Here is a 19,954-nt window from a genome sequence, read left to right on the forward strand (position 1 = left end):
AGTATCAAAGACATATCTTAAATATATTGTAGCAAATTACATAAAAATAAGCACTATATACCTTTTTAGGTGTATAGTGCTTACTTTGTATTTAGTAATTTTTTGTATTAAATTATGCCCCAAAGAGTGACATTTGTTCATCTTCAGGTAGTTCACCACAGCATTTGAGGTCTTTCATAAGATCAATGATGGTATTTGATACTTTACAACGGCGTTGTAAGTCTTTTAAAGATGTAAATGGACGTTCATTTCTTTCCTCGACGATAGCATCAGCCACTGTTTCACCTAGAGAATCAATAGCTAAGAATGGTGGCAATAAAGCGCCATCCTTAATACTAAAGCGTCTAGCTTCGGAATGTTGAATATCTACATTAATAAAACGATAGCCCCGTTGATACATCTCCATAGATACTTCCAAGGCACTCATAAGGTCCTTATCTTTAGGACTGGCAGCACGATCAAGAGCCTTGATACGGTTAAACTCGGTCAATTGTGTTTTGAGGTCCCCTGTCATGATTCGTAGATCGAAGGCTTTCGCACGAATGGAGAAGTAAGCTGCATAAAATGCCAATGGATGATATACCTTAAACCAAGCAATACGGAAAGCCATCATTACATAAGCTACCGCATGGGCTCTTGGGAATAAATAGGAAATCTTTTTACAAGACTCAATAAACCATTCAGGAATATTATTTTTGCGCATTTCTGCTTCAAATTCCGTTGTAGCTTGACCTTGTTTATTTCGTTTTTCAATCCCCTTCCCTTTACGTACGTTTTCCATAACGAAGAAGCTGTGCTTTCTATCCATACCACGATGGATTAAGAAATTCATTACGTCGTCACGGGTAGAAATAGCTTCGTTCAACTTACAAGTACCATTTTTAATGAGGTCTTGCGCATTGTCGAGCCATACGTTTGTACCATGAGAGAAACCAGAGATACGTACTAAGTCAGAGAAGGTTTGCGGACGAGAGTCTTCCAACATGCCCCGTACAAACTTCGTACCACATTCTGGTACGGCCAAGCTGGCTACCTGGTCACCTTGCAATTGTTCAGGTGTTAAACCAATCCCCTCTGTAGAGGAAAACAAGCTCAATGTCTTTGGATCATCAAATGGTATTGTCTTAGCATCGATACCTGTCAAATCCTCTAGCATACGAATAATTGTGGGATCATCATGGCCCAGAATATCTAGCTTAGTCATACGACCTTCGATGGAGTGATAATCAAAGTGTGTCGTTAATACGCCACTTTCCTTTTTATTCGCTGGATGTTGTATGGGCGTAAAATGATGCACATCCATATCTCGAGGACATACCATAATACCACCAGGGTGTTGTCCCGTAGTATTCTTTACATTTGTAAAGCCTTTCGCTAAATGTTCAAAGAATCCATTGCGGGCTTGTATATCTCGAATTTCAGCGTATTTTTTAACATAACCAAAAGCAGTTTTATCAGCTATAGTACCGATTGTACCGGCTTTAAATACATTATCACGACCAAATAGTTCTTCCGTATATTTGTGAGCTTTTGCTTGGTAATCACCGGAGAAGTTAAGGTCAATATCTGGAACCTTGTCACCTTCAAAACCAAGGAAAATTGCAAATGGAATATCATGTCCATTTGTTTGTAAAGCATGACCGCATTCAGGACAGTCTTTACGAGGCAGGTCAAAGCCACCTGCATATTCGCCTTTTTCAAAAAATTCTGAATATTTACAGTTAGGACATACATAATGAGGCGGTAATGGATTTACCTCTGTAATCTCAGACATGGTAGCGGCAAAGGATGACCCTACGGAACCACGGGAACCTACGAGATACCCATCATCAAGAGATTTTTTTACAAGCTTATGAGCGATGTAATACAATACGCCATAACCATTGGAAATAATACAATCCAATTCATAATCGAGACGTTCTTGTACGACACGCGGCAATGGATCACCGTAAATAGCCTTCGCATTTCTATAGCACATTTCTGTGAAAGCTTCGTCAGCACCTTCAATCTTAGGTGAATATGTACCATCAGGAACGGGCTTAATATCTTCAATGCTATCATTAATAGCACGTGTATTAGTAACGACTACTTCGTATGCTTTCTCTTCGCTTAAATAAGGGAAGGACGCAAGCATTTCATCTGTAGTACGTAAATGTAAATCTGGTTGTTCATCTGCATCTGGATAACCACATGCAGTTAACATGATTTCACGATAAATTTTTTCTTCTGGTGTCAGGTAGTGAACGTCACAAGTAGCACATACAGGTTTATTTAAGGCTTCTCCTAATTCGATAACGGTCTTATTCATATCAATAAGTGCCTGCTCGTCGGGCATGAGACCTTTACGAACCAAAAACGTATTGTTAGTATGTGGTTGAATCTCAAGATAATCGTAGAAGGATGCTACTTCCAAAAGCTCTTCTTTTGTAGCTCCACGAACAATGGATTGCATAAGCTCCCCTGCTTCACAGGCAGAACCGATGATAATACCTTCACGATGTTCTTCAATAACGGAGCGAGGCAAACGCGGACGAACTTTGTAATGTTCAAGGTGAGAAATGGAAATCATTTTATATAAATTACGCAAACCAACCATATTCTTAGCTAATAAAATAATATGGTAACGTTTATCTTTTTCTTTCTTTTTCTTTTTATCTAGTACAGGCTCTTCATCTTTTATTACCGTTTCATCTTCGATGAGGTAACCTTCTACACCATAGATAACTTTAACACCTAACTCCTTACCAAGAGCTTGCGCTTCTGGGAAGGCTTGTACTACGCCATGGTCCGTAATAGCCACCGCAGGATGGCCCCATTTTTTAATTGTTTTAAACAAGTCTTTTACAGATACAAGAGCATCTTTATCACTCATCTTGGTATGTAAGTGGAGTTCCACACGAGAGTCCGGACGATTTTCAGTTCGTTCCACACTAGTAGTTTCTATTGCTTCAATACTGCGAATAGAAAGAATATAATCCTTGTCAAAACGATCATCAAAGCTAACACTACCTTGTACGCGAACCCGTTGTAAGCCTTTTAGTTGTTTTAGTAACTCATCCCCTTCTTCAGGACTGTTCGTAAACTTGATAAATTTAATGCTATTTGTATCATCTACAATGCTGCCGTTAACGATACTTTTACCCGTCTTAGTATCACGTTTATCTAAACCAACAAAGACACCTTCAAAAATTACACTAGGTGTATCCAAGGTGCCCATGATTTTAGAGGTGACCCCTTCAATTTTAGGTCCTAAAATCATGCCTTCATCAGTAGGTGCATCCTTTGGTGCACGACGAGGATATTTACCATCCCCTTCACTTCCTTTAGCCGTAGATTTTGTATTTTTTTTAGGGCCAAAGCCTTTGCTTACTTTAGGTGTACTGCTCACAGATGCGATAGTATCACTACTGCTAGATTCGGCAGCCGTATGATTAGAACGAGACACAACAACTGGACTATTGTTGAAATAGCCTAATTCAATAGCTTCTACAAATGGGGCAAAATCATCTTCGTCTACATCATCATATTCATCTTGTTGGTCATAACCCACAAAAGACTTGCCTCTAGGTTCTTGATTTTTAGCCTCTTCAGCCTCACGTTGCGCCTCAGCAGCTTCAATCCATTCCCCAGCACCGCAGCCGCCACCATAATAATAGGTATCTAAACCTTCACCCGTTTCAGTATCTACCTTCCAAGCAAAGCAACAAGCTGTATCTGTATTTGTTGGAATATCATCAAAAGAGATATTTTTTTCCTTATACCATGCAGACAACCTTTCACGTAGACTAAGCAATGTGGAAAATGCAGAGTCTGCTGCTTGAATCGTCACATGTTGGCTATGACAGTTCACATAGAAGGATGATTTCTTATTCTGTTTTGGTACAACACGATAACGTACTTTCATTTTTATCCCTTATACCCACAGTAGGTAATACATAAATCTCTAAATCGCCAAATATCGCCCTTGCTGCCACGGCTATCTAATATAATCTCATAAAGCCCTTTTAATAAAGCTCGTAGAGCCTTAATTGAAATTCTCGGACTCGCCTCGTAAGCTAGCTTAATCGGATATGGTTTAAATGACGAATCATAATCCTTACATAAGTTTTGTATGGCTTGAACAGACATACCCGCTTGGCGACATTCGCTAACTAACAACTGTAAACGTAATTGCCCCTCAATATAGCTCATAGCACGGTCTAATTCTTTATAGCCGAACATAAATGGAAATAGTTCAAGTAATGTATCGATATCTTTTTTTAATAGAGCCTCTTTAAAAGTAAAAATGTTTTTGGCTCCATAGTCACTACCGTTTTCTTCGAGAAATTCTTTGGTAATAACCTTTTCCCCAGTAATTTGTAAAAAATATCGGTCAAACTCAGTTCTCATAAAAGAAACAGGTACCTCTTGCCACAAATCAATGAGATGAGCCACATATTCCTGCGCATCAGGCGTCATTTTAAAGCCGTTAGACGTACAGTACTGACGTATCCACATGACAAGGTCTGCCCCTTCAAGGCGCTTGCATTCACGATTTGGTATTTTATTTAAAATCTCTTTATTCTGCTTAATTCGTTTATCAATCATGTCATGATAGATCAAAACAATAGGATTATCTCCATCATATTCCATAATGAGCTCATATAACGGAACCCAAGCATCGCTATTTTTGCCACTTTTACGAATGATAGGCAAGTTGACTAAACAGAATACCTTTTGATCGCCAAAAAGTGAGTCTTCACAAAGTTTTTCGCTTATCTTCTGTGGACCTGCCTCATCGTCTAATACGGTCACTGGAATGTCGGGATAGGCACTTAAAAATTTGCGTTTTTCTTCTTCAATTAATTGTGGCTCGTCGCCATAGATGAGTTGAATATGTGCCATGTTTCCTCCTTTCACAGATAGATATCTTTAATATAGCTATATCCCATTATATACATATGTTCTGTTGATGGATCCACATCGCGTAAAGCACCATGAGGACTACTAAACAGAACCGCACTACGCGGTGAAATACGACTGATTTCACGCATTACACTAGATCGGCTCGTAATATATAACACATTAGTCTTATCATTTAATTTTAGATTTTTTTCTCTACTTTGTCCATTATATACAACTATTTGATTCATACCATTTTTATATACCACACTTGAAGCACCGTTACTATGAAAGTACTTAACCTTTACCATTTTTGGGTTTATGCCATAGGCTCTAATAGTTTGATTAATTAGTCTTTCATTAGGCATCGTTTTAATATAATCTGGTGCATCGATTAACAAATCTGCCTGTTCATGGTTTGGTGCTATACACAGCAGCACATTACACTGTTTCATAGGAATATAATGGATTAACGTATTCTTGTGATGATGAGTCACATAGTATGAAACACCATAGGCTGTAACCATGCATAATAAAGACATCACTACATATACAGTATACTTTTTCTTATGTGTCAAAAAGTACGTAAACAAACCTAGTAAAGCATAATATACATAAACACAATAAAGATGCATCATACCAAGCCAAAGTAAACTACCACTACGCCCTAAGACATGATTTAAATATAACGATATGCGTAATAGTGCATCTATCAAAGACCATAGAAACGATATAGACATTACATAGCTAATAACAGTGCTTATAAAGATTAAAATGATGGATATATCTAATATAGGTGCTACTATGCAAGCTGCTAACAAACTAGCAATACTAATATAGTGAAAGTAATACAGCTGTAGCGGCAAGATGAGCAACTGTGCTGATACACATAACACTAACGGTGTTTTTATCCATTTTGGTAGCCATTGTATCCGTTCATATAGTACCTTTCCCCATATAAGTAAACCATAGGTTGCACCAAAGGATAGTTGAAAGCTAACATCAAACAAAGAGAATGGATCATATACAAGACATAGAATAGCGCATATACATAAAGCCTGTTTAGCTTGATATAATCGCCCTTTTACATAAGCCATGCACATGAGTATACTCATCATCGTTGCACGTATAACTGGTGCATCTCCACCAACGATACAGCAATATATACAAGCTACTAATATACCTAAAATTAAGCATGTGCGCTTCCCTAATTTAACGAGTCTTCCTAAACCGTAAATTAAGGCTAATAGCAGTGCAATATGTGAGCCAGAGATAGATAAAATATGGATGAGACCCGTATAAGCAAAATCTTTCATTCGCTTTTCCCCTAGCTCACTATAATGACCACCCAAGCATAAGGCTTGTGCTAATACCTTTTGTGGACCATCTAGATTACTAGCAATATTTTTTTCAATAGATTCTCGTATTTGACCACATAAATATAAACTTTTTCCATATAGTTTTTCAGAAAATGTTTCTTTAAAGTGGAATGCTTGTAAATCTTTATTAGTAGCAGATCGATATACACCATCATAGATTCGACCTCTTGTATTAGAGCTCATATATCTGCCTCTAAGATTAATGCGTCCTTCCTCTTCAATGAGAAATAAGCTTTTTGGTGTACCTTCAATTATTGCTTGTTCCCCTAGCCGTATTGAATACTTTGTAGCAGATACCTTTGAGTAAATCTGTAATCGACCCTGTGCCTTAATATAGTCATTTTTAGCAGAATCTTTATAGGGATGTAATCCATGTAACTCTACATTATATTTGTAATATTCCTGTCCATCTAGATTTACTATTTCAGGAGATGATACAACAGTACCTAGATATTCTCCTTCTTGCTGTAAATAGTATGATGTATAGCTACTATAATTAATAATTTGTAAGTCTGTATGATAATAGGATAATCCCATTGCAGCAAAAACTAATATTAATAAATTGGCATATAAACGCCACCTACAATAAGATTGCATTATTTTAATAACAGTTACACCAATAATAGCTAAAGCAATCGCAAAAATATAATGCATTTGACTAAGTACGGGATAATATTTACCATATCCTAATATAGTGCCAATTATTATAGATCCCAATATAGTATGTGCCCATTGGCTATAAGTTATAAATGGCTTTGTATTAACTAAAACTTGAGTATTGAAGATTGATTCCTCAAACGCTCGTTCTGTATTCCTAAATTTAGATTGTAATTTTATCTTTAATCTTCTTAAATACGCCATCACCGATGCCCTTCACCCCCTTGATACCTTCAACGGATGTAAAGGGTCCTTTTTGTGAACGATACTCTTCAATTCTTTTTGCCATAGCGGGTCCTATGCCTGGTAATGCATCAAGATCTTTTGCAGAAGCTGTATTGATATTAATTTTGTTACCGCGCAATAAAACCTCTGGATTGCCGTGGAAGTTAAATACTATGTGGATATGATCTCCCGCATTAACCGACTTTGCCATATTAACTGATTCTACATCAGCATAAGGTAATAGCCCACCTGCTAACTGAACTACATCACCTACAGTAGCACTACTTTCAAACTCATATAAACCAGGTGAAACTACGGCGCCCGTAATATAAGCTATAGGTTTGTTGGATGTTTGTTCAACAGTTGATATAGAAGAATTTCCATCTATTGCTCCTTCAACTAAGACAGAATCGCTTTCATCTGTTATAATAGGCCATAGGAAATAAATTCCTACTAAAACACATAGGATTAATATAATTGTCATATATGGCTTCAATTTTACTTTCATAGTGCACCTCCTACTGAAGGAATTCCCTATGAAAAAGTAAACTCCTATCGTTGACTCTATTGGTCACACCAGCAGGAGTTTCATAATTGATGTCAAATATAAGGAGATACAATGAATCAAGAAACATTAAAAAAATACGCCCATACCTTGTTAAAATATGGCGTAAATTTACAAGAAGATCAAACTCTTGTTATTTCTGTAGATGTGGAAAACAAAGACTTTGCAGTTATCGTCACAGAAGAAGCATATGAATTAGGTGCCAAAGAGGTTGTCCTCAACTGGAGATGTTCTCCAATCGCTCGTCAACGTTTATTACATGCTAAGGAATCTGTATTACAAAGACCGGCTAACTGGATTCCTGAATTCTACAAGCAATACATCGATGATAAGGCCGCTTTCTTATCTTTGATTAGTGCGAATCCAAAAGCGTTAGAAGGTATTCCAACAAATCGTATTTCACTACAATCTCGCAACTTAAATAAAGCTTTATCCTTCTACCATACAGCGATTATGAAGTCCTCTGTTACGTGGTGCGTTGCTTCTGTACCAACTGTTCTATGGGCAGATTTACTTGGCTATGAAGGTACAGATGAAGAGAAAATTGAACAACTATGGGCTACCCTATTAAAACTTTGCCGTATTGAAGGTGTAGAACCGAAAGACACATATCGTCATCACATGGCAAAATTGCGTCACCGCTGTGAAGCATTGAATAAATTAGACTTAAAGGCATTGCGTTATACTTGTAAAAATGGTACTGACCTCTTATTAGAATTACCAGAAGGTCATATATGGCTAGGTGGTGAAGAATCTTCAAAAGATGGCACTATTTTTAATGCCAATATTCCTACAGAGGAAGTTTTCTCCGCACCCCAATATAATGGTGTTAATGGTATTGTATACAGCACAAAACCTTTAATTTACCATGGCAATACTATTTCTGATTTCTCCTTTACTTTCAAAGAAGGTAAAATCGTTGATTATACTGCAAAAGAAGGTTATGAAGTATTAAAAGAGTTAATAGAAACCGATGAAGGCTCCCACTACCTCGGCGAAGTTGCTTTGGTGGACCACTTCAGCCCAATTAGCCAATCTAACCAAATTTTCTACGAAACATTGTTTGATGAAAATGCATCCTGCCACTTAGCGATTGGTGCATCTTATCCTACATGCCTCAAAAATAGTGATGGTTTATCTGAAGAAGAATTAAAAGAACGTGGCCTTAACTACTCCTTAACACATGTAGACTTTATGATTGGTGATGAACATATGAATATTAAAGGCTACACTCGTGATGGCCAAGAAGTAGACATTATGATTGATGGCCGTTTACAAGTATAAACATGACTACAGTGTAATCCTACATTGGATGATAGTAAAAACTGTACGTTCAATCTAACGGATCTGGTTGATATCAATTTATAATAGAAAACTACATATAAAAGAGCCCCTATATACAAGCGTATATAGGGGCTCTTATTAGTGGTAAAAAATTATTATATCACAATGTAATATTCAATGTGCGGCCTGTAGATTTGTATTCAATAATGTCTACACCTGCGGTTTTCAACATCCGTTTGGATGCTTTTACTTCTTTTGTATCCTTATAGAGATCATCGCGATAGATAACGGCTTTAATACCACTTTGAATGATGGCTTTCGCACATTCATTACATGGGAAAAGCGTTACATATATTTTAGAGCCCTCTAAAGAACCGCCACGATAATTCAAAATTGCATTCAGTTCACTATGTACGGTATAGAAATACTTATTATCATCAGCTGTATCACGTTCCCATGTGAAATCATCATCACTGCAATTCAAAGGCATACCATTATAACCAATGGACAAGATTTTATTATCATTACTAACAATACATGCACCAACTTGTGTATTTGGATCCTTAGAACGTTGTGCTGCCAAAATGGCAACACCCATGAAGTATTCATTCCAGGAAATATAATCGCTACGTTTTGCCATAATTACCTCACTTAAAATAAGCCCCCTTCTACCTATGTAGTTGGGGGCTTACAATATTAAACAAATAGAATATCCTTATTTAACAACGATATTTACAAGTTTACCAGGTACGTAAATAACTTTTACGATATTCTTACCTTCTATAAATTCTTGAACACGGCTAGATTCTTTGGCCAATGTTTCTAATTCTTCTTTTGTAATATTTACGGAAACAGTAAGTTTATCACGAACTTTACCATTTACTTGCAATACTACTTCTACTTCATCTACTACAAGCGCAGCTTCTTCGTATACAGGCCAATTTTCAGTATGAATGGATGTAGCTTCACCCAATTCATGCCATAACTCTTCTGTAATATGAGGAACGAATGGCGCTAAAAGAAGCAATAAGGAACGAGTCAATTCATTTGCTAATGCGCTATTGATAGTCTCTGCTTTGTCCTTATGAGCGTACATAGCATTCACAAGTTCCATGATTGCAGAAATTGCTGTATTAAAGTTGAAATTATTATCTAAGTCTTCCGTAACCTTTTTGATGACACGGTGTAACTCACGACGTAATCCGAATTCGTCTTTTGTAAGTTCACCGGTTACATTCTTCTTAGCTTCTTCGTTATACGCATCAATGATACGCCATACACGACCTAAGAAACGGTAAGAGCCTTCAACACCTTGATCAGACCAATCAAGGTCACGATCGACAGGAGCCGCGAATAGAATAAACAAACGAGCAGTATCTGCACCATAGGTATTGATGATTTCTTCTGGAGAAACTACATTACCTTTAGATTTAGACATTTTGCTGCCTTCTTTAAGAACCATACCTTGCGTCAATAAGCCTCGGAATGGTTCGTTAGCTTCGATAAGACCTAAGTCGTGAATAACTTTCACAAAAAATCGAGAGTACAACAAGTGCAAGATAGCATGTTCAATACCACCGATATATTGGTCTACATTCATCCAGTAGTTAGCGATTTTTTTATCGAATGGAGCTTGATCGTTTTTAGCATCTGCATAGCGCAAGAAATACCAAGAAGAATCGATAAATGTATCCATTGTATCTGTTTCACGACGTGCAGGGCCACCACACTTAGGACATGTAGTATTTAGGAAGCTTTCAGATGTAGCTAATGGAGATACGGCACCAGATTCAAATTTAACATTCTCTGGCAAGCGTACTGGCAACTCTTCTTCAGGAACGAGTTGTTCACCACATTTTTCACAATATACTACAGGAATTGGCACGCCCCAGTAACGTTGACGAGAAATCAACCAGTCACGAAGGCGGAAGTTTACTTTACCTTCACCAATACCGCGTTCATTAAGAGAAGCTGTAATATTTTTACGAGCCTCTGCAGATGTTTGGCCGTTATAATCGCCAGAGTTAACTAGAATGCCATCTTCATGGTACCATTCTTGCCATTTTTCAAGGCTATATTCTTCGCCTTCACAAGCTACAACCTGTTTAATTGGCAAATCGTATTTATGAGCAAATTCCCAGTCACGTTCATCATGTGCAGGAGAACCCATTACAGCGCCTGTACCGTAGTCTACTAATACATAGTTAGCAATCCAAACCGGTACTTGTTCGCCAGACATAGGGTTTACTGCATAAGAGCCTGTGAACATACCTTCTTTAGGTGCCTCTGTAGATGTACGGTCGATATCGCTCATATTCCGCATACGTGTAATAAAAGCTTCTAATTCAGCTTTATTAGGAGCGTTTTCAATAATGCGTTCTACATATGGATGTTCAGGAGCCAGTACTACATAGCTTACGCCATAAATTGTATCTACACGGGTCGTATACACAGATACACGTTCATTAATAGACGGTACTTCAAAGGAAAACTCCGTACCTTCTGAGCGGCCAATCCAATTCTTTTGCATCAATTTAACGCGTTGTGGCCAGTGATCAAGAGTATCCAAATCAGTTAACAAGCGATCTGCATATTCAGTGATGCGCAAGAACCATTGAGACAAGTCTTTTTTCTCAACTGGGTTATCACAGCGCCAGCAAACACCATCGATGACTTGTTCGTTTGCCAATACAGTATGACAAGTTTCACACCAGTTTACTTTAGCTTCTTTTTTGTACGCTAAGCCTTTTTTATAAAATTGTTGGAAGAACCATTGAGTCCATTTATAGTAATCTTCTTTGCAAGTCGCTACTTCACGGTCCCAATCGTAGGACAAACCAAGAGCTTTTTGTTGTAATTTCATGTTCTCGATATTATCAAGAGTCCATGTTTTAGGTGCAATACCATGTTTGATAGCCGCATTTTCAGCAGGCATACCAAAGGAGTCCCAGCCCATTGGATGCAACACGTTGAAGCCCTTCATTTTTTTGAAACGAGCTACTACGTCACCGATGGAATAGTTACGCACGTGACCCATGTGTAAGTTACCAGATGGGTACGGGAACATTTCTAATACATAGTATTTTTCTTTAGATTCATCATATTCTGTTTTAAATGTATGGTTATCTTCCCAATACTGTTGCCACTTTTTTTCAATATCTTGGGCTACATACTTTTCGTTCATGTAGGGGCCTCCTCATATGGTCAACCTCATAGGTTGCCATTTTATAATTAATATTTTTATTTTACTACGTACTGTAAAAGCAGTCAAACACTAGCGTTTTACGACTTGAATAGTTTTTATTAAATCATTTTTAGGGCTTGTATTTTGATCAGAACTATGACTAGTATATAAATCATTTTGCTCTTTAACAGTTTGTTTATTGTGTTCTTTTCTAGCTTTAGCCTCTTCTTCTAAGCGTTTTTTCTCAGCTTTTACTTTTTCAACTTCTTCTTTTGCTTTGCGTTTAGCAGCTTCTTTCTCTTCTTTAGCTTTCCGTTTTGCTTCCGCTTTAGCTGCTTTTTCTTTTTCTTTTTCTTCTAAGCGTAATTTGTATTGTTCAAGCTTTGTTAATGGTTTAGCTTCTTGAACTACAGGTTCAGGAACAACTGCTGTAGGAGATTTAGGAATACCACGTCCTAAGTCTTTTTCTTGAATCATAGTAATCGTAGAAATATCTTCAAACCCTTTACGCCATGCTGCAAACCCACCAAGGTGTAATTCTTTTACCAGATCAAGTTTTAAGCCTAACGATGTATTATCTTCAAACCAAATACGATCTGAACCAGAAGCTGTTGGAATAGATAAATAGTATAACTTTAATCGATCGTCCCAAGTCATTTTATCTCTGTAATTAGCAAAGTAATTACTTGTATTCTTCATAGCCAATGTCTCGCTTTTTGCATAACCATTCGTTTCATGCCATAAGCGCATATAGAATGGTACGCCTAATATTAACTTTTGAGAAGGAACTTCAGATAGCATTCTTTCTGTATGGCTACGGACCCAAGGATAACTTGCAACAGGACCTGCAGTAGTACTCTTAGCCCAAGTTTCGTCATACGCCATAAGAACTACATAATCTACTGTATCTGCCAAAGCTTTACGGTTATACACTAATGACCATTCTGGACTATCAGAATAGCCAGTCACATCGATAGAAGTTTTAATATTATACTGATGTAAATGATTAGACAAATATGTTACAAATGTTGTTAAACGATCACGATCAGCATAATTAATGTTTTCAAAGTCAAAGTTATAACCATCAAACCCATATATATAGGCATATTGAACAAGGTTATGAGCAAATTTCTTCCATACCGATTGATCCGACAAAATACCACTTGTAAAATTAGAGTCAAACCGATTAGTAATTAACGGCCAAATATGATAGCCTTTATCCTTATACGCTTTCACATAATCAATATTTACATTTGAACTTGCTTCTAAACCTAAGCTATGCAATTTAAACCAACTTGGAGAAATAATATTATCACCACTCGTATTGAGTTTTGCCTGATACGGAATTCCCTCTGTTGTCCATGGATCAAAAGCCCAAGCCAATGGTGTTTGCAATGTATAAGGTGCTTTCACCGTAGATGCTTCTGGTGCAGGTCCTAAAATAAGTTGACCATTATTTTTTGTATAACTAACACCCAGCATAGCTGGCTCAGACTCAATATCTACATAGGATATACCATCTTTTTTGGTAATGGGCAATTTAACAGGTTCACCTACGGCTGCAGGATTTAAAATAACCGTATCACCTTGTAATTCACTTTGTGGAATATATACTGTATATGCTGTTTTATATTGATTTGCTTCGTAATGACGTGTAGTAGTGGCTAAAAATTGATCTAATGGTACCAATACCTCTGCTTGTACGATTGTACTAGATAATGCAGACATTACTAAAGCTGTTAATGATTTTATAATAGTAGATTTACGAATCATGTACTCTCCTAATTCTAGGTCCCATACTGGGATACAATACCAATCTCTATATTATACCATATTATATATAGTTCATCTCTTTTCTTGCATGAAGGATATATGTAATTTATAATTTAATTTATGTACTAATAAAAAATTATCACATAAGGAGTTTTGTATGCATCAATATTTATTTTTCATAGGGGACTTCCCTATTAGAGCCTATGGTACCATGTTAGCTTTGGCTATCATTTGTGGTGCCTCTGTTGCCTATGTACTTTTGAAAAAGGATGGCCGCGGTTGGCATGAACACATCATCGACTTTTCCATTACTGTAGCCGTAGCTGGTCTCATCGGTGCTCGTCTATGGGACGTATTCTTCTTTGATTGGGATTATTACGGTAATCATTTATTAGAAATTCCCTTTGTTTGGCAAGGAGGTATGGCCATTCAAGGTGGCGTGGTACTAGGCACAATTGCTGGCTATTGGTATCTTCGTAAAAACAAAATTGACTTTTGGGCTTTTGCCGATTTATTTGCCCCTGCATTGATTTTAGCTCAATCGGTAGGCCGTATGGCAAACCTTTTAAACGGTGATGCTTTCGGTCATCCTACGGGTGGTAATTATGGTATTATCTATCCTGAAAGTACCCTTGCCTATCGCACCTACGGTAATCAGCCGCTTTGGCCTGCCGAAGTATGGGAAGGTCAAATTGATATTCTCATCTTTGTAGCCCTTCTATTATTTGGATCTTTCAAACATGCTAAGGGCCAAGTGTTCGTACTATATGCCATTCTCTATTCTACGGCTCGCTTCTTCTTAGAGTTCTTACGTGGCGATTACGTAAACTTAACGCTAGGTTTAAAATCTGCTCAAATGACGAGTTTAATAGCCATCATTGTAGGTATCTGTGTATTCATTTATCTAGGCTATCTTGAAAAGAAAAATCAAGCTGTTATAGTAGCTACAGAATCAACAACAAAAACTAAAAAACGTAAATAATAAATACAAAAATACTTAACAAAAAAGTCCTACACTCATGGGTTTTACCTATGAATGTAGGACTTTTACTATTTTTTGAAATAAAACTATTTCTTAAAAGGCTATTTCTTATAAATTTTCTTTAGCTTTTAGAGCATCCAGTTCTTCTAAAGCACGATTTGCAATCAGTGCATTTTTTTCTTTTTTCTTGCGTACTTTTTGAGGCCATGGATCCATGATGCCAAAGTTGACATTCATCGGTTGGAAGTTAGAGCCTTCGTAGTTAGAAATATAGTGACTAAGGGAACCGATAGCCGTCGTCTTAGGAAACTCAATAAATGGTTGTTCCTCTAAGTAACGGTCTACTTGTAGGCCTACCATTAGACCACTAGCAGCAGATTCTAAATAACCTTCAACTCCAGTCATTTGACCAGCAAAGAATAAACGCGGTTCCTTTTTAAGCTGGAATGCATGATTCAATAACTCAGGAGAATTGATATACGTATTGCGATGCATAACACCATAACGAATAAAATCGGCATTTTCAAGGCCTGGAATCATACCGAATACACGCTTTTGCTCGCCCCATTTTAAATGAGTTTGAAAGCCTACCAAATTAAACATGGTACCTTCTTTATTCTCCTTACGCAATTGCACAACTGCATAAGATTCCTCATCGGTGCGTTTATCCACTAAGCCCACAGGCTTTAAGGGCCCATAACGCAATGTATCTTCCCCACGGCTCGCCATAATTTCTACGGGCATACAGCCTTCAAAGTAGATTTCCTTTTCAAAATCTTTTGGTTGTACGGCTTCAGCCGTTGTAAGCTCATGCCAGAACGCTTTATATTCTTCTTCGGTCATAGGACAGTTAAGATAATCCGCATCGCCCTTATCATAACGTGAGGCAGCAAAAACTTTATCATAGTTTAAGGATTCAGCCGTTACAATAGGTGCAGCAGCATCGTAGAAGTAAAAGCCTGTTTCACCAGTTAAGGCCTTAATCTTATCTCCTAATGCTTCAGATGTAAGCGGACCAGATGCAAAAATAACAGTTGCTTCTGTAGGAAGTTCAGTGACCTCTTCTAGATGAACTGTAATATTAGGATGACCTTTTACTTTTTTCGTCACCATTTCACTAAATAAATGACGATCAACGGCTAAAGCACCACCTGCAGGAACAGCAGTTGCATCGGCACATTCCATAATGATGGAACCGAGACGACGCATTTCTTCTTTCAAAAGACCTACCGCATTTTCAATATTACCAGCGCGCAACGAGTTACTACATACGAGCTCTGCAAATTGATCTGTTTGGTGCGCAGGAGAACTCTTAACAGGACGCATTTCATATAAGTCTACATGAATGCCTCGGTTAGCAAGCTGCCAAGCTGCTTCGGATCCTGCAAGGCCTGCACCAATAACGATAACATTTTTATGATTCAATTGTAGTTTCCTCTTTTTTAGCTTTGCTAGACTTTTTAGATTCTTTTACAGTTTCTTCACTAGCTTCGCTTTTTTTCTTTCTTGTTTTCTTTGGTGGCCTAGTAGGACAAGTTTCATTGGAACAGAACTTTTTAACTGTACCATTTTTATATGTCTTTTCAACCATTATAGAACCACATGTTTCACAGAAATCATGAGTTGGCTTATCCCATAATGTAAAGTCGCATTGTGGGTATCGATTACAGCCATAGAAAATACGCCCACGACGAGACTTGCGTTCTACGATTTCCCCTTCTTTACATTTAGGACATGTTACACCAGTTCCTACTGTAATAGGTTTAGTATTTTTACATTCCGGGAAGTTAGAACATGCTAAGAACTTACCGTAGCGACCAAATTTATATACCATTGGGCTATTGCAAAGTTCACAGATTTCATCACTTTCCATAGATGCAATTTCAATGCGGTCTACGTCACTTGCATCTTCTAGCTCTTGCGCAAAGACCTCGTAGAAATCAGATAATACTTTTACATACGTATCCTTGCCAGACGCAATAGCATCTAGTTCTTCTTCTAGATCACGGGTAAAGCCAGTATTGATGATTTTTTCAAAGTATGCAATCAAGAAATCTACCACCACAAAGCCTAGCTCTGTAGGCACGAATTGTTTATTCGTATTTTCCACATAGTTACGGCTTACGATAGTATCTAGAATTGGTGCGTATGTACTAGGGCGACCAATGCCGAGTTCTTCTAATGTCTTGATAAGACTCGCCTCAGAGTAACGTGGAGGTGGTTGTGTGAAATGTTGTTCAGGCAATACCTCTACCGTATGGGCAGCATCATTCTTTTTTAAAACAGGTAATTGAGGTACATCCTCTTTTTTTGCATCTTCATAAACGGTACTGAAACCTGGGAAGATAACACGAGAGCCAGTCGCTTTAAATGTATAGTCATCTTTTACATTCAACTCTATCGTTGTGGATTCATTTAGTTGCGGCGCCATTTGGCTAGCCATAAAACGATTCCAAATCAACGTATATAGCTTAAGTTCATCACGACTCAAGAATGGTTCCACCATTTTAGGTGTTAACTCGAGAGATGTAGGACGAATAGCCTCATGCGCATCTTGTGCAGAACCCTTAGAGCCGTACACATTTGGTTTAGACGGATAATAGTCTTCCCCATAATTGCGAAGAATAAAGTCCTTAGCCATAGCTTGCATCTCTTTAGAGATACGCGTAGAGTCTGTACGCATATATGTAATCAAACCTACGTGGCCATAGGAGCCAATTTCTAAACCTTCATATAAATGTTGAGCAATCATCATCGTACGCTTAGCACCAAAGTTCAATTTACGCACACCATCTTGTTGCAAGGTAGATGTTGTAAATGGAGGTGCCGCTTTACGAGAACGCTTGCGCTTTTCAATATTAGTCACTACTGCATCTTCATTGCCAATAGCATCAACTATGGCTTGTGCATCACTTTCAGTAGTAATATCGATTTTTTCACCTTTAATATGGGTTAATTCCGCTGTGAAAGCCTCTTTTTTAGGCGTTTCAAAATTGCCTTCAATAGTCCAATATTCTTGTGGCACGAAAGCTTGAATTTCTCGCTCTCTTTCACAGATAAGTCGAACTGCAACGGATTGCACACGACCTGCACTGAGGCCTTTACAAACCTTTTTCCATAATAAAGGACTCAATTTATAGCCTACGATACGGTCTAATACACGGCGTGCTTGTTGAGCATCTACCATGTTCATATCGATAGTACGTGGAGAACCTAATGCTTCTGCTACCGCATTTTTAGTAATCTCATTGAACGTAATACGGCATGTAGATGTAGGATCTACATTTAGAATGTACGCTAAATGCCAAGAAATAGCTTCCCCTTCACGGTCAGGGTCAGTTGCGAGCAATACGGCACTGCTTTCATCAGCATAAGAAACTAGTTCATCAATAACCTTTTTACGTGTTACCAAATTACTATAGCGCGGCGTGAAATCATGCTCTATATCGATGCCCATTTGAGATTTAGGCAAATCTCGTAAATGGCCCATACTCGCTTTTACAACGTAGTTGGGACCTAAGAATTTTTCAATTGTTTTAGATTTAGCAGGAGACTCTACGATTACTAATACTTTGCCATCAGGATTATATACGCGAGGTTCGCGTTGCTCCGGTGGCACTGAAGTTTGTAGTACAGATTTATCCCGTACAATCCCCATTGGAGTAAGGGCTTCCTTAGCTACCTTACGCTTTATCGTAGTACTTTCTTTCTTAGTATTTTTCTTTTTTGTGTCATTACTAGTACTAGCTGCTTTCGGCTCGCCAATAACGATAGATCGTTTAATGGACAAGTATATCACTCCTAGTCATATTAATATAGCCTCTCGGCGGATGATTCTCTATAGCCCCTTCCATTTCTAACTCTAGTAATAAGGGCTGTAGTTGTTGTAATGGAATACGAGTAGCTTTCAAAATATCACTAACCGTAATACATCGATCATGAGGTATTTCACTCAATATTACACTCCTATCCACATTAAAGCTTAACATAGAGCACCCTTTTCTATCAACACTTTGACTATGATTCCCTATTTGAACGCTATCTTTTACACCTTTATTTTCATTATTCCTTGTTGGTAAAAATTTTTGTTCACTAGAAAAATATTCCCGCAATGTTAAATGATATTGTTCAACTATATCCTCATACCCAGTAAGTACATATGCACCATTTCTCATTAGAAATTTATTTCCATCAGCCGTATGGTCTAATAGATTACATGGTACCACAAATACATCTCGACCTTCACTAACCGCCATATCTGCCGTAATCAAAGAACCACTACTGGACTTGGCCTCCACTACGATAACACCTCTGCATAATCCACTAATAATACGATTCCGTGCTGGGAAATGTTTTGCGGACGGCGGTGTACCCGGCGGGTATTCGGATAGAAGTAACCCATTATTTTGTAACATACGATCAAATAATTTTGCATTTTCTCGAGGATAGGTAATATCTAAACCACATCCCATAACAATGATTCCATACCCCTGACTAGCTAGAAGGCCTTCATGACCATGTGAGTCTATACCACGAGCTCCACCGCTGACAATAATGGTACTGTATTTACCCAATTCTTTGCCGAGCATTCTCGCCACATTCCGGCCATATAAGGAGCAACTCCTTGCTCCAACAATAGCAATGCGATTTAATCGTCCATCTAAGAGTGCCCGATTACCTCTCATAAATAAAATGGCTGGCGGATTATATATATGATTTAAAATAGACGGAAAGTCTTTGTCTAAAAAGGTAGTAAAATCCATCTGGTATTCGTCTACTTTATGGATAATATAATCCAACTTCTCATCTTTAGCCGATGTTGAAATAGCACGTTTATCAGATGCAGAAATATGTGTATAAGATTTTAAGTTTTTTACATTCTTAATAGCTTGCCACGCATCATAAGGGGATCCAAAATCCTCTATAAATCGCCTTACATATGTGGCTCCAACATTGTATAAGCTTTGTAATCCTGCAATATAAATATTGTCATCGTATCTAATCATATAAACACCTAGTAATTC

At 37.7% G+C, this 19,954-nt stretch carries 12 protein-coding genes; 2 read left to right on the forward strand and 10 right to left on the reverse strand.

Going from position 1 to position 19,954, the window contains the following annotated elements:
- Positions 1 to 112: 112 nt before the first annotated feature.
- The 4 genes from HMPREF0873_RS01760 to HMPREF0873_RS01775 are packed head-to-tail and all read right to left on the reverse strand — an operon-like array spanning position 113 to position 7,650.
- The gene (locus HMPREF0873_RS01760; RefSeq protein ID WP_038125358.1) at positions 113 to 3,904 is read right to left on the reverse strand and encodes a PolC-type DNA polymerase III; all 3,792 of its coding nucleotides are present in this window, start codon (positions 3,902 to 3,904) and stop codon (positions 113 to 115) included.
- Positions 3,905 to 3,906: 2 nt separating this feature from the next.
- A complete protein-coding gene (gene holA / locus HMPREF0873_RS01765) occupies positions 3,907 to 4,884 on the reverse strand; it encodes a DNA polymerase III subunit delta (protein ID WP_038125359.1) in 978 nt (325 codons plus the stop codon).
- Between the two features lie 11 nt (positions 4,885 to 4,895).
- A complete protein-coding gene (locus HMPREF0873_RS01770; RefSeq protein WP_008713962.1) occupies positions 4,896 to 7,124 on the reverse strand; it encodes a ComEC/Rec2 family competence protein in 2,229 nt (742 codons plus the stop codon).
- Entirely contained in the window at positions 7,081 to 7,650 is a 570-nt protein-coding gene (locus HMPREF0873_RS01775; RefSeq protein WP_008713964.1) for a helix-hairpin-helix domain-containing protein, read from the reverse strand. Before HMPREF0873_RS01775 ends, HMPREF0873_RS01770 begins: the two co-directional genes overlap by 44 nt.
- A gap of 111 nt (positions 7,651 to 7,761) precedes the next feature.
- Here HMPREF0873_RS01775 and HMPREF0873_RS01780 point away from each other — a divergent pair, with 111 nt between their 5' ends.
- A complete protein-coding gene (locus HMPREF0873_RS01780) occupies positions 7,762 to 8,991 on the forward strand; it encodes an aminopeptidase (RefSeq protein ID WP_008713966.1) in 1,230 nt (409 codons plus the stop codon).
- 160 nt (positions 8,992 to 9,151) lie between these two features.
- Here HMPREF0873_RS01780 and HMPREF0873_RS01785 read toward each other — a convergent pair whose 3' ends face one another.
- From HMPREF0873_RS01785 to HMPREF0873_RS01795, 3 genes are all read right to left on the reverse strand, one after another.
- Positions 9,152 to 9,631 (reverse strand): dCMP deaminase family protein, encoded by a 480-nt coding sequence (locus HMPREF0873_RS01785; RefSeq protein WP_008713967.1) that lies wholly within the window; start codon positions 9,629 to 9,631, stop codon positions 9,152 to 9,154.
- 75 nt (positions 9,632 to 9,706) lie between these two features.
- Positions 9,707 to 12,175: a leucine--tRNA ligase gene (leuS, locus tag HMPREF0873_RS01790; protein WP_008713968.1), complete on the reverse strand. Its 2,469-nt coding sequence runs from the start codon at positions 12,173 to 12,175 to the stop codon at positions 9,707 to 9,709.
- Between the two features lie 90 nt (positions 12,176 to 12,265).
- A complete protein-coding gene (locus HMPREF0873_RS01795) occupies positions 12,266 to 13,948 on the reverse strand; it encodes a glycosyl hydrolase family 18 protein (RefSeq protein WP_008713969.1) in 1,683 nt (560 codons plus the stop codon).
- A 157-nt stretch (positions 13,949 to 14,105) separates the two neighbouring features.
- Here HMPREF0873_RS01795 and lgt point away from each other — a divergent pair, with 157 nt between their 5' ends.
- Positions 14,106 to 14,930 carry a prolipoprotein diacylglyceryl transferase gene (gene lgt / locus HMPREF0873_RS01800; RefSeq protein WP_008713970.1) on the forward strand — a complete coding sequence of 275 codons (825 nt, stop codon included), beginning with the start codon at positions 14,106 to 14,108 and terminating at the stop codon, positions 14,928 to 14,930.
- Positions 14,931 to 15,038: 108 nt separating this feature from the next.
- On the opposite strand, the gene trmFO is transcribed toward lgt, so the two are convergent.
- The 3 genes from trmFO to dprA are packed head-to-tail and all read right to left on the reverse strand — an operon-like array spanning position 15,039 to position 19,936.
- Positions 15,039 to 16,355, reverse strand: a complete 1,317-nt coding sequence (gene trmFO / locus HMPREF0873_RS01805) for a methylenetetrahydrofolate--tRNA-(uracil(54)-C(5))-methyltransferase (FADH(2)-oxidizing) TrmFO (protein WP_008713971.1) — start codon at positions 16,353 to 16,355, stop codon at positions 15,039 to 15,041.
- Positions 16,345 to 18,720: a type I DNA topoisomerase gene (gene topA, locus HMPREF0873_RS01810; protein ID WP_038125361.1), complete on the reverse strand. Its 2,376-nt coding sequence runs from the start codon at positions 18,718 to 18,720 to the stop codon at positions 16,345 to 16,347. The genes trmFO and topA overlap by 11 nt, the downstream gene beginning before the upstream one ends.
- Complete coding sequence (dprA, locus tag HMPREF0873_RS01815) at positions 18,710 to 19,936, reverse strand: DNA-processing protein DprA (RefSeq protein ID WP_008713973.1); 1,227 nt, start codon at positions 19,934 to 19,936, stop codon at positions 18,710 to 18,712. The genes topA and dprA overlap by 11 nt, the downstream gene beginning before the upstream one ends.
- Positions 19,937 to 19,954 lie beyond the last annotated feature (18 nt).

This window comes from Veillonella sp. 3_1_44, assembly GCF_000163715.1.
Taxonomy (GTDB): Bacteria; Bacillota; Negativicutes; order Veillonellales; family Veillonellaceae; genus Veillonella; species Veillonella parvula_A.